The 12,152-nt window shown below is 49.6% G+C and carries 12 protein-coding genes and 1 riboswitch; of the genes, 9 read left to right on the forward strand and 3 right to left on the reverse strand.

Going from position 1 to position 12,152, the window contains the following annotated elements; translation table 11 throughout:
* Positions 1-17: 17 nt before the first annotated feature.
* The 7 genes from rhaI to FGT79_RS12820 all read left to right on the forward strand — a co-directional run bounded on the left by rhaI (position 18) and on the right by FGT79_RS12820 (position 7,609).
* A complete protein-coding gene (gene rhaI / locus FGT79_RS12790) occupies positions 18-1,238 on the forward strand; it encodes an L-rhamnose isomerase (protein WP_138753207.1) in 1,221 nt (406 codons plus the stop codon).
* A complete protein-coding gene (locus FGT79_RS12795) occupies positions 1,235-2,704 on the forward strand; it encodes a rhamnulokinase (RefSeq protein WP_138753208.1) in 1,470 nt (489 codons plus the stop codon). Before rhaI ends, FGT79_RS12795 begins: the two co-directional genes overlap by 4 nt.
* A 61-nt stretch (positions 2,705-2,765) precedes the next feature.
* Positions 2,766-3,524, forward strand: a complete 759-nt coding sequence (locus FGT79_RS12800; protein WP_138753209.1) for a DeoR/GlpR family DNA-binding transcription regulator — start codon at positions 2,766-2,768, stop codon at positions 3,522-3,524.
* 110 nt (positions 3,525-3,634) lie between these two features.
* Complete coding sequence (locus FGT79_RS12805) at positions 3,635-4,357, forward strand: (Fe-S)-binding protein (RefSeq protein ID WP_138753210.1); 723 nt, start codon at positions 3,635-3,637, stop codon at positions 4,355-4,357.
* A 2-nt stretch (positions 4,358-4,359) separates the two neighbouring features.
* A complete protein-coding gene (locus tag FGT79_RS12810; protein ID WP_138753211.1) occupies positions 4,360-5,889 on the forward strand; it encodes a LutB/LldF family L-lactate oxidation iron-sulfur protein in 1,530 nt (509 codons plus the stop codon).
* On the forward strand, positions 5,882-6,607 hold the full coding sequence (locus FGT79_RS12815; protein WP_138753212.1) for a LutC/YkgG family protein: 726 nt from the start codon (positions 5,882-5,884) through the stop codon (positions 6,605-6,607). The genes FGT79_RS12810 and FGT79_RS12815 overlap by 8 nt, the downstream gene beginning before the upstream one ends.
* A 282-nt stretch (positions 6,608-6,889) precedes the next feature.
* Positions 6,890-7,609 carry a FadR/GntR family transcriptional regulator gene (locus tag FGT79_RS12820; protein WP_138753213.1) on the forward strand — a complete coding sequence of 240 codons (720 nt, stop codon included), beginning with the start codon at positions 6,890-6,892 and terminating at the stop codon, positions 7,607-7,609.
* A 144-nt stretch (positions 7,610-7,753) separates the two neighbouring features.
* On the opposite strand, the gene FGT79_RS12825 is transcribed toward FGT79_RS12820, so the two are convergent.
* Both FGT79_RS12825 and FGT79_RS12830 read right to left on the reverse strand, forming a co-directional pair.
* Positions 7,754-8,230: a pentapeptide repeat-containing protein gene (locus FGT79_RS12825; protein WP_246096410.1), complete on the reverse strand. Its 477-nt coding sequence runs from the start codon at positions 8,228-8,230 to the stop codon at positions 7,754-7,756.
* 94 nt (positions 8,231-8,324) lie between these two features.
* The gene (locus tag FGT79_RS12830; RefSeq protein ID WP_138753214.1) at positions 8,325-9,227 is read right to left on the reverse strand and encodes a J domain-containing protein; all 903 of its coding nucleotides are present in this window, start codon (positions 9,225-9,227) and stop codon (positions 8,325-8,327) included.
* Positions 9,228-9,375: 148 nt separating this feature from the next.
* On the opposite strand from FGT79_RS12830, the gene FGT79_RS12835 reads away from it, so the two are divergent.
* Positions 9,376-10,479: a rhamnogalacturonan acetylesterase gene (locus tag FGT79_RS12835; protein WP_138753215.1), complete on the forward strand. Its 1,104-nt coding sequence runs from the start codon at positions 9,376-9,378 to the stop codon at positions 10,477-10,479.
* 96 nt (positions 10,480-10,575) lie between these two features.
* Here the strand turns inward: FGT79_RS12835 and FGT79_RS32395 are convergent, their stop codons facing one another.
* Complete coding sequence (locus tag FGT79_RS32395) at positions 10,576-10,935, reverse strand: DJ-1/PfpI family protein (RefSeq protein WP_342778484.1); 360 nt, start codon at positions 10,933-10,935, stop codon at positions 10,576-10,578.
* A 372-nt stretch (positions 10,936-11,307) separates the two neighbouring features.
* Between FGT79_RS32395 and FGT79_RS12845 the strand changes: the two genes are divergently transcribed.
* Positions 11,308-11,838, forward strand: coding sequence for a hypothetical protein (locus tag FGT79_RS12845; protein ID WP_342778485.1), 531 nt, complete (start codon positions 11,308-11,310; stop codon positions 11,836-11,838).
* A 178-nt stretch (positions 11,839-12,016) separates the two neighbouring features.
* Positions 12,017-12,060: riboswitch (PreQ1 riboswitch) on the forward strand.
* The last annotated feature ends 92 nt before the right edge of the window (positions 12,061-12,152 follow it).

Below are 12,152 nucleotides of genomic sequence, written 5' to 3' on the forward strand. Positions count from 1 at the left end.
TTGAAAGGGTGTTCAAGATGTCTGATCGTGCATATGCGTTTTTTGAAGAGCAGCAGAAAGCTAGAGGCATTAATATAGATGAAGTGAAAGCAAGATTGAAAGCGCTCAAAATCGAAACGCCATCTTGGGGCTACGGTGATTCCGGTACTCGCTTCAAAGTATTCCAGAAGGAAGGCGTGCCTCGCAACCCGTTCGAGAAATTCGATGACGCGGCGCAGGTTCATAAGCTGACAGGTATCGCTCCATCTGTAGCAATTCACATTCCTTGGGACAAGGTTGACGATTATGGCAAGCTGAGAAGCCATGCCGAGAGCCTCGGTCTCTCCATTGGCGCTGTGAATCCGAACCTGTTCCAAGACGAGGATTACATGCTGGGCAGCGTGACCAACTCCGATGCGGCAATCCGCCGTAAAGCAACAGATCATTTGCTGGAGTGCGTGGACATTGCGAAGGAAACAGGATCGAAAGAATTCAGCTTGTGGTTTGCTGACGGCACGAATTACCCAGGCCAAGGGCATATTCGCAAGCGTAAAGCTTGGATGCAGGAAGCGCTGGCGGAGATGTACGGTGCTTTGTCCCCGGATATGCGCTTGCTTATCGAATACAAATGCTTTGAGCCGGCCTTCTACCATACGGATCTAGCTGATTGGGGCATGGCTTATAACTTGGCACAGAAGCTCGGACCACAGGCGGAAGTTCTCGTTGATACGGGTCATCATTTGCCCGGTGCGAATATCGAACATATCGTTGCATACTTGCTTGACGAGAAGCGCCTAGGCGGCTTCCACTTTAACAGCCGCAAATACGCGGATGATGATCTTATCGTAGGTACGGTTAATCCCTATGAGTTGTTCCTCATTTTCTACCAGATTCTTAGCGCAGCAGGCGACTCCGATGCAGGCGTTCGCCAAAACGCGGAGAGCATTACCTATATGATCGACCAATCACATAATATTGAGCAAAAGATTCCTGCTATGCTGCGTTCGGTTCTGAATGTGCAGACACAGCTTGCAAAAGCGCTGCTCATCAACCATGACGAAGTAAACGAGGCTGCTGAGCGACATGATGTGCTTGGTGCCGAGGATGCTGTCCGCCGTGCTTTCGAATTTGACGTAACGCCTTTGCTGCATGCCATTCGCGAAGAACAGGGCTTACCGCATGATCCTATGAAAGCTTACCTTAGCAGCAGTTATGGCAAGGACATCTTAGTGAGAGGCAAGGGCGGTGCCAGCTGGTGACCATTCTCGCCTTTGATCTCGGTGCGAGCAGCGGAAGAGCGCTGCTCGGCCGGTTGAATAACGGCAAGATCGAGGTTGAAGAGCTGCACCGGTTTCCTAATGATCCGGTGCAGGTCGGTGATCGGCTGCAGTGGGATATTTTGCGGCTGCTTCATGAGTTGAAGCAAGGCTTGCTGAAGGTAAAGCATCTCGATATTAAGCTCGAAAGCATGGCGATCGATTCGTGGGCGGTTGATTTCGGATTGATCGGTAGCAACGGGGAACTGCTCGGCAACCCTTATCATTATCGCGACCATCACACGGACGGCGTTATGGCGGAGGTTGCGGGCGAGCTGACGGCAGATCGTATATTTGAGAAGACGGGCATTCAGTTTCTTCCGTTTAATACGATTTATCAGCTGGCTGCTTTGAAAAAAGCAGATTCGCCGCTGCTGAGGGATGCGAAGCATTTTCTGATGATACCGGATCTGCTTCGTTATTTCTTAACTGGTGAGATGTACAATGAGTTTTCTAATGCTACGACGACTCAGCTTTATAATCCGGTATCAGAAAGCTGGGATGCGGAGCTAATCAAGGAGCTTGGCATCTCACCCGATTTATTCGGAACAGTTGTTCAGCCCGGAGCGCTTGTTGGCAGCTTGCGTACTTCGCTTTGTGAAGAGCTTGGTATTGAGTCCGTACCCGTCTATGCGGCGGCGGAGCATGATACAGGCTCTGCGGTTGCGGCGGTTCCTGCGCTGGATCGCTCGTTCGCCTATTTGAGCTGCGGCACATGGTCGCTCATGGGTACAGAGGTGGAAGCTCCTGTAATTAATGAGCTTGCTCAGCAGTTGAACTTCACGAACGAAGGCGGTGCATATGGTACGTATCGCCTGCTTAAGAACATTATGGGCTTGTGGGTGCTTCAGGAATGCAGACGTGCGTGGGAGCGGGCAGGAATTTCATACACCTTTCCCGAATTAGTTAAGTTAGCCGATGATGCGGAGCCGTTTGCTGCATTCATTGATCCCGATGATCCGCTATTCCTGCACCCTGGCGATATGCCGGCTCGTATTGCCGACTATTGTTTGCGAACAGGCCAAACACCACCTGCAAGCAACGGTGCTATTGTCCGTTGTATTCTGGAGAGCTTGGCTTTGAAATACAGATATGTGCTTGAGCTTACAGAGCAATTATCCGGTCAAGCCTTTGGCGGTCTTCATATGGTAGGAGGCGGGATCCAGAACACGCTGCTATGCCAGTGGACAGCGAATGCTATCGGTAAACCGGTTTGGGCAGGCCCTATCGAGGGCAGTGCAATCGGCAATTTGATCGTCCAATGGATCGCAAGCGGGAAGCTCGCGGACATATGGGAGGCACGCAAGGTGATTCGGGATTCATTCCCGGTTGACACTTACGAGCCGGAGCAGCCGGAAGCTTGGGAGCATGTATACGGATTTTTTAAAGAAAAGACAGGAATCGCTTAACGATTGAATGAGCAAGTGAGCAAGTGAGCGAATTCAAATATAAGCAAGAAAGAGGTACGCTATGCTGGTCCATGAACGTTACGACAAAATTGTACAGCTGGTAAATGAGAGAGGCAGCATCCGTGTAACGGAGCTGAGCGAGCTATGTCAGGTGACCGAGGAAACGATTCGGCGCGATCTGGACCGCTTGGAGCAAGCCGGACGTTTGCGCCGATCCCATGGCGGTGCGGTTAGCGTAAAGGATCAGCAGCCGGAAATCCCGTATTTCGAGCGTGAAATTGCACAGGCGGAAGAAAAGAAGAGGATCGCGGAAGCGGCGGTTAAGCTGATCCAGCCAAAGGATCGCATCCTGCTCGATGCCAGCTCGACAGCTTGGTATATGGCGGCAAGCATGCCGGATATTCCGCTTACGGTGCTCACGAATTCCATTAAGGTGGCCATGGAGCTGAGCAGCAAGGAGAAGATCGAAGTGATTTCTACTGGGGGAATATTGGCTTCGCGCTCGTTATCCTACGTCGGCCCGTTAGCCGAGCGTTCTCTTGATGCGTATCATGTCGATAAGGCGTTCTTCTCGTGCAAGGGTGTTCATCTGGAACGAGGAATTAGCGAGTCTAATGAGCTGCAGGCACGCATTAAGCACAAAATGGTCGGGATGGCTGATCAGGTCATTCTGCTTGCAGATTCGAGCAAATTCGGATTACAGGCGTTCACGCATGTAGCTGATTTGAGCAATGTAGATGCGATTATAACAGATGTACGTTTATCGCAAGAGCTGCTTATGCAGCTGGAAGATAAGCAAATATCGGTTACAACCGTTTAGCATATACGGCGCGGCGCGGGCTTTACCAGAAGCGCAGCGCCGTTTCATTCAACATACATGTCTGACAACCTGATATTATAGAATGAATAGAACTCGGAAGGGGCGCGAGTATGAAGGTCTCATTGTTTATTACTTGCTTAAGCGATGCGCTATATCCAAGGGTTGGCGAAGCGATGGTACGTTTGCTGGCGAAATACGGAGTTTCCCTGCAGTTTCCAACGGTACAAACCTGCTGTGGGCAGCCTGCTTTCAACAGCGGATACTGGAAGGAAGCGCGGGAATCAGCAAAGACGATTTTGGATGCTTTTGAGGACAGTGATTTCGTCATCTCTCCGTCTGGTTCCTGTACAGGTATGATTCATCATTATCCGAAGCTGTTCGAGGATGATCCGATTATGCTGGAGCGTGCAAATAGGCTGCAAAGCAAGTCATTCGAGTTTACCCAGTTCATGGTGCAGGTGCTCGGCGTTACCGACGTCGGCGCTTCGTTCCCGCATAAGGTCACCTATCATCCTTCCTGCCACGGAAGTCGGATTCTGGGCGTTAAAGCAGAGCCGCTGGCACTTATTCAGAAGGTAAGGGGCCTTGAGCTTGTCCCGCTGCCGTTCGCAGAGGATTGCTGCGGCTTCGGTGGAACGTTCGCAGTCAAGATGGCGGATATTTCAGGAGCGATGGTGACTGAGAAGGTCGATCATGTGCTGGAGACGGAAGCGGAAGTACTAGTAGGTCTCGATATGGCATGCTTGCTCAACATTGCGGGCAATCTGCGTTACCGTAATGAGCCGGTGCGCGTGATGCATTTGGCAGAGCTGCTTTATGAAGGGGTGAAATAAGCATGGCTGGAGCAAAAACGGAAGCGACTGTTAAAGCACGGGCGGATCTTGCACTCAACGATGAGTTTCTGCGCAAGGCTGTACGATTTACGACTGAGCGGCTGCGCAACGGCAAGAAAAAAGCGACAGACGAGCATGGTAACTGGGAGGATTGGCGGGAACGCGGCAAGCAAATCCGTCTGCATACGATTGCTCATCTCGATTATTACTTGAACCTATTTGTGAACAATGCGCGGGCCAACGGGGTTCATGTGCATTTTGCCAATACGACAGAGGAGGCCGTGAAGCTCACGCTCGATATCGCTGAGCATGCAGGCGCCAAATCAGTCGTCAAATCCAAATCGATGGTGTCGGAGGAGCTGCATCTCAACCATGCACTTGAGTCAATCGGCGTAGAGGCGGTTGAAACCGATCTTGGTGAATATATTATTCAGCTGGCGGGTGAAATGCCATCGCATATCGTTATTCCGGCTATACACAAAAACCGCTACCAGATCGCCGACCTTCTCTCCAAAGAAGCGGGTTATACACTGCCGCCGGACACGACCGCTCTTGCGGGCTTCGTACGTAAGAAGCTGCGCGAGAAGTTTCTCGATGCTGAAATCGGCATGACCGGCTGCAACTTCGCGATTGCAGAGACGGGCTCGATGGTGCTGTTTGAGAATGAAGGAAACGCACGGATGGTGAGCACGGTACCGAAGACTCAAATTACACTGATGGGCATGGAACGGATCATTCCGTCGTGGTCTGATCTAGAGGTGATGGCTACGCTGCTTCCTCGCTCGGCAACGGGACAGAAGCTGACCATGTACATGTCGGGCATTACAGGCCCGCGCCGCTCGGAGGATGCGGATGGACCGGATGAAATGCATATTATTATTATCGACAATGGACGTTCCCTGCAGCTTGGCGATCCTGAGTTCCAAGAGCTGCTTAACTGCATCCGCTGCGGCGCATGCCTTAATGCTTGTCCCGTTTATCGCCATATTGGCGGTCACGCCTACGGCAGTACCTATAGCGGTCCAATCGGGGCGGTTCTTACACCTTCTCTGAACAAAAACATTGCCGAGTGGGATGATATTGCGAACGCATCAAGCTTATGTGGTGCCTGCTACGAGGCTTGCCCGGTCAAAATCCCGCTGCATGACATGCTTGTCTACTTGCGCAGGCGGAAGGTCGAGAGCGGAAACGGCAGCAAGATGGAATCGATTGGCATGCAGGGGTTTGCAACCATTATGGGTAATTCATCGCGTCTTGGCGGTGTGCTTCGACTAGGTAAGCTTGGCCAGAAGCTGGTCGTGCGCAGTGGTGTTATTAAGACGAAGCTCGGGCCGCTCAAAGGCTGGAATACGTATCGTGTTACGCCGAGCCTGCCTAAGGAATCGTTCCGGGATCGCTGGGATACACTCGATCAAGAGCTGAAGCAAGGTTTGAAGCAGATGGAGCCGACGATGCAGAATCGGATGGAAGAGCTGGTGCGAAAGCGTGAGCTTGACGAGAAACAAGGTAAGGGAGGACATGGACATGGCTGATACGCATAAGCAGTGGCTGGAGAAGCTGGAAGCGGAATCGAAGGCGAAGCAGGAGCAGTTTATGGATGGTATTGCCTCCAAGCTCAGGCATCCGAGAATGTTTGATCAGCCGAAGCATCCCTTCCGAGGAGCGCCGGATTTCTGGAATGCGTTCGAGTGGAGCGAAGAGGAGCGGATTCAAGCTTTTACAGACAATTTCCTATCCGTAGGTGGTCATGTTGCCCGCCTTGGCTCTATGGATGAAGTGAAATTGTTCATCGTTCAGAAGGCTGAAGAAATGAGCGCGAAATATGTCATTCGGCAGAATCAGCCAGAGCTGGATGCGCTTGAGCTGGAAACGGCGCTTGCCGATACAAGCGTCTGCGTATGGAATACTGATGACGCACAATATTGGCGCGCTCGTGCGGCTGAAGCTGATTTCGGCATCGTTATTGCCGATCATGCAGTCGCTTATACAGGCTCGGTAACCGTTCTATCCGCGCCGAATAAGGGGCGCTCAGTCAGCTTATTGCCTACGGTGCTCATTATTATTATTCCAATCGATCGGCTCAAGACGAGACTCGGCGAGGTGCTCGTTACTTTCGATGAAGCGGGACGCGAGAAGCTGCCTGCCGGCATTCACTTTATATCGGGGCCAAGCAGGTCCTCTGATATTGAGAACGATTTGACTATAGGCGTTCATGGACCAGGCATCGTCTATGCCTTGCTGGTTGAGTAATGCAATGGGCTGATCCTTATTGGTTCATCGAGGGGATTCGTTAGTTGTCTATGCAGGAAATATAGGAATGGAGATGGCTTTGCCATCCTTTCTCTATATGTCTCGGGATGAAACGCGCTGCGCCTTCAGAGGACGTCGATAGTCGTTATACGAAACTCAAAACGGAGGCTGTAAGCGCAAATGTGCTCTTACAGCAGCCCAATTACCATAATGAGTGTGCTGAAACGAGGGTGTTTATAGAAAAGACACCTTCAGGTGGTTCTTCTTAGGAGGTTGCAGGTTATGTCGTCATTAAATGTAGAGAAGCTGTCAAAGCGCAACCATTACGAGGAAATAACCGAGCAAATCAAACGGCTTATTATTCAAGGTAATCTGCGAATTGGCGACAAGCTGCCGTCTACGAAGGAAATTTCAGAGCAATTCGGCGTCGGCCGCTCGACAACCCGCGAGGCGCTCAGCGCTTTAAAGGCGATGGGGCTCATTGACATTCGCCAAGGCGGCGGCTGCCGGGTTATTCGAGATGCACCAGTCGATATGGAGCTTCCGGAGCTGCAGTCGCTGCGCATGAATCGGGAAACTGTGCTGGAGCTGCTGGAGGCTAGGGAGTCGCTTGAAGTATCGAATGCAGCTATTGCGGCGGTGAAGCATACAGAAGCTGATTTGAGCCAGCTTGACAAGCTTGTAGAGCAGATGAAGCTTACCGTTGGTGACGAGGAGGAAGGGGAGCGGCTTGATCTTCAATTCCATCTGACACTTGCGCAGGCAACACATAACTCGATTATGGTAAGACTATTCGAGTCGATTATGAACCATATCGAAACGGCAATCCATGATATTCGGCGGGTGGAGCTATATGCGAGTACGGCAGTTGCGGAGCGTCTTTATTCGGAGCACTTTGCGATCCTCGAAGCTATAAGAAGCAGAGATAGTGAGCTTGCGGCGGAGCGGATGAAGCAGCATTTGCAGCATATCGAGCATATTGTGCGTAAGCACTTGGGCTAGAGCGAGCAAGCAAGCAAGCAAGCAAGCAAGCAAGCAAGCAAGTACAGCCACTTGACCGTTCACTTCTAAACAAAAAGAAGCTGATTTCATTAGGCGCTTTGCCTGCCGAGCCAGCTTCTTTACATATGGAGTCGCACGACATGATTATTGCTGCGATTTCAATAAGTCTTCGATGAGGATCCCATTGATCCGCAGTCCAGTAATGTCGCAATCTCGCAGATCGGCATGCGACAGATTGCAGTTATGGAATTGTATACCACGCAAATCTGATTGTTGGAAAACGATCGGCTTATAGACGCTATCAGCATCGGAAGGGGCATCTTTGGGATCAGGCAGCATAATATTGCGGAATTCAGTACCGAATAGCTGGACATGCTCAATAAGCCCGTGGCTCATATTGGCGTTTTTAATTTCATACTCTGAAAAATTAACATTCGAAATGCTGAGCTTAGACAGGTTGGCGTCATGTATGGACATTTGGCTCATGTTGGCATTTGTTATTTTCGTTTGGGCGAGATTCACGTCATCAAAAACAGAAGCTTCCGCATTCACTTTATGAAAACTGGAGCCTGAAATATCCGTCATTTCCAATTTCAATCGTTTTTCGTTTGTATCCATCATGTACCGGCTCCTTAGGTTGCAAATAGGTAAAAGCCCGGATGTAATATTCATCATGTGGATGATGTCCGCGTCCGGGCCGACCTGCGTTGATCATTTATTTGATCGTAGCCAAATAGGTTTTAATGAAGGTTCTTGCATTTTCGGGATTTTTGCTGTCGGCCCGAATGCCGATGATCATATTCTCTTTGTAGAGCGGAACTTGGTCTACGAGTGCGCTGTTGCTAATGTCAATACCGTATACATGCTCCTCAGTATCGTCTTCGGTCTTCAGCTTCATCGCTAGTCCGTCCTTCAGAAGGGGTTTGAAGTCGCCGTTCACATCATCATCGAGATTGATGAGGACACCTTGCGTGCCGACCCATTCGAATATGCCCTTATCCAAAATATAAACATCTGGATGCTCTGTCGCTAGCACGAGCACTGCTTTCTGCAAGTAGGCATATTGTGCTTGCTGGTCAGAGGGAACGAGAGTGACGTTGGTTACGAATCTTTTCCATTCGGGAAACGCTGTCAAAAGTGCGTTCTCTATCGGCTCTTCTTTGGGAGCATCCTCTCTCAGCATGTAATTGCCCATGAATGAAACGCTTAAATCAATCGGCGGCAGATTAGCGAGCCGCTCCTGCTCTTCACGGTAGTTCATAAAGCTGATTACCCCATAAATAATGAGTGCGATTGCTGCGATGGCACCAAACGTATGGAATTTGTAGTAGCGCCAGAAATGATCCATCTTCTGAGCCTGTCCAGCCATTTTTTTGTATTTTCCATACTCCTGCTCGTTGAATGCGTCTGTCAGCTTTCGGTTCTCATGCTCTAATATGAGCCGGTATGCTTGTGTAATCTTAGCAAAAGAATCGTCCGTGCTTTCTGCATTGTCCTTCTGCTGCTGCGTCCTGGAACGGTCTTTGCGCATAAGCGTTGTATAACGCTTCTCCACTTCCTCCTTGGCCGCGAGCTCTGGTAGCCCCATCGTTTCGTAGGCTTGTTTTAACTCGTCCACTTGTGTCACCTCAATTAGTAAGTAGCTCCTATATGATTCCTATCTATTAGTATACGGAATTCCACGGGTAACGCAAATTTTGGCGAATGGAGGAGCTCGTTTTGTTATTCTTAAGAGGAGAACAATAATCAGACAGGATGGTGCACCCATGACTATTTCACTCACATTTGATTTTGGGATCGGCAGCGCGCCTGCATTCCCTCACATACAAATACTTCCATGTACGATCTATAACGAGGTTCCCGGTTACGGGTTCGAGTCAGGCGAGCAGGTGAGCTCACGGAACCGGGATGAGCAGGATCGCTTGCGCGGAGCTTTCTGCATCCCGTTCGAAGCGGTGTTCAGGGTGGATTTGCCGAATGGCTTATACACCGTGGTAGCAACAATCGGAGATGCGATTGCGCCGACCTCTACTACGTTGAAATACGGCGTAGGCCGCATGATTCTGAACAAGGCTGTTACAGCAGCCGGTGCCTATGCCGTTCACAGCTTCACTGTCAAAGTTACAGATGGCTGTCTGCGACTATCGTTCTCTGGTATCGCCCCACGCATCAATGCGCTGCAGATTCATGAAGCTCGGCAAGCGACAACGATTTTTTTGGCAGGTGATTCAACCGTGACGGATCAGGATACGTTTCCATATGCAGGCTGGGGGCAGATGCTTCCTCTCTATTTCAAAACAGATGTAGCTATTGATAATCATGCGACGTCGGGGCGCAGCTCGAGAAGCTTTATTAATGAAGGGAGGCTGGCTGCGATACTGGAGCAGATGAAGTCAGGCGATTATTTGTGGATACAGTTCGGACACAATGATGAAAAGCCGGATGCGGAGCGCGCGACAGAGCCATTCGGGAGCTATAAGGAGATGCTGGCTGTGTACATTCAGGAAGCAAGAGCACGCGGGGCTATACCGGTGCTTATCACGCCGATGCATCGTCGCAAGTTTGACGAGGAAGGGCGCATAATCGATACACATGGTGATTATTTGCTCGGTATGAAGGAGCTTGCGGGCGAGCTCAATGTGCCGCTCATTGATTTGGCAGCGAAGAGCAAATTCTTGTATGAGGAGCTCGGCGATGAGCCCTCGAAGGCGCTGTTCATGTGGGCTTATCCTGGTGAATTTATTCATTTCCCTGACGGAGCGCAGGATGATACGCATTTCCAGGAGCTAGGAGGCATTCGAATTGCCGGCTTAGTTGCCGAGGGTGTGCGCGAACTCGGCTTATGGCCGCTTCAGTTGTATTTGAAATAGAATTCGAGTAGAGCTGGTCATCAAGCTATTCATTAAAAAGAGTACGTTCGCATAGAATGTACTCTTTTTGCCCGGCTTCTATTAGGAAGACATATTCTAAAATTCGGATATGCCTGTCGTCTCATAGGGGTAATCCATCTGTTTTTTTATATTATCCAAATCTTTGTCATTCAGAAATAAGCGAAGCACATAAAGTCCAAGATCGATTGAGGTTGCAACACCGCCACCAGTAATGATATGGCCGTCCCTTACAATTCTTGTACGAATGACCGTTTGGCAATAGGGCTCTAGCAAATCGTAGGTGAATGGATGAGTTGTCGCTTTCTTGTTATGGAGAAAACCTGCTGCGCCAAGCAGCAAGGAGCCTGTACAAACGGAAATCAAATATTTGGCATTCTTCGCATCCTTAATCCAGCTGACAAAGGAGTCATCATAACGAAGTGCTCTAGTACCCATGCCCCCGGAATGAAAACGATATCGTACTCTCTAAGATCAGGTTTCACTTTGGCTGCTTTAATGGTCATGCCAAGCTCATCGGTAACCTCTTCGTGAAGTGAGCAAATATCCCAAGTGAAATTTTTGGTTTCCTCGAAGTATTTAAACCTAGTGATGACGTCATAAAAGCCGACAAAGTCCAAAAATGTGACACCGTTGAATAAAATAAATGCTATTTTTATAATGGAAGCACCTACCTTTCTTTTTGTGATTATATTCCAAATATACAAGCCGGCATAGATTACGAGTAGAAATAAATTTCCTCGGGGTCGATTCTGCTAAACAAATGAACTACAATAACAATGAACCTATTGCTGCCCGAAAAGAGGAAAAATGATGTTTGATCCAACTGTATTCGATAACCTGAAAGTAGCCTTCGAGAACCAGCTCTACGATCTAGACACACTGGATCGCAAGATTGATATTATAAACCGGATTGACCGTATGGAGATGGCGGTCATGTCGCGGGAGTTCGCGCTGCAATTCAGGCTGGCGGGGCGTAGCGCCGTATCGGCCGAGGTGCAGCTTTCTTCGTCGCTGAAGGATTTGGCAGCCGAAATATTGGAATGGAAAGGGGAGACGCCTTCGTGCTCCCTACGTTTGCGCTTCGTTATGAAGCTTCATCAAATCGACGAACAATGCGAGCAAATTGAGCAGATCATGATGCGAATCTGGGAGCCAGATGCACCGCCAACGCAAACGATCAGCTATGTGTACGGCGCACCGAATTCCATGTATACGAATGTGATTGAGCTGGCATTCAGCCGTAAAATTAATGAGGAGCAGATGGATGATATTGAAGGGCTGGTTAATCATATGCTCCAAACGTTAACGAAGCTTGAAGAGTTGTCCAAATCAGAGTGATTATATATTTCTCGGAATGAAACGCGCCGCGCCGCCAAAAGATGGCGATAGCCGTTTCTCCTTGTATTTCCCAGTAAAATAATGACTGTATCCAGAGCATGGAAGCTGTGCTATAGTACAGGAGAATAACCAACTGAAGAAGAAACTCCGGAGCAATGTCTGCATGATGGGTATGCTGCCGGGAGAGGTTCGCGAACTCCCTCTATAAAAAACTATGCAGAACGATTGTCCCGTCAGGTGACAGCGTCGTTTTTGCGTTCGGCGCGAAGCGGGATTTTAACGCTTCGCGCCGTTTCTTTGGTTTTTTAGGTAGC

This window comes from Paenibacillus sinopodophylli (assembly GCF_005930355.1).
GTDB lineage: Bacteria > Bacillota > Bacilli > Paenibacillales > Paenibacillaceae > Pristimantibacillus > Pristimantibacillus sinopodophylli.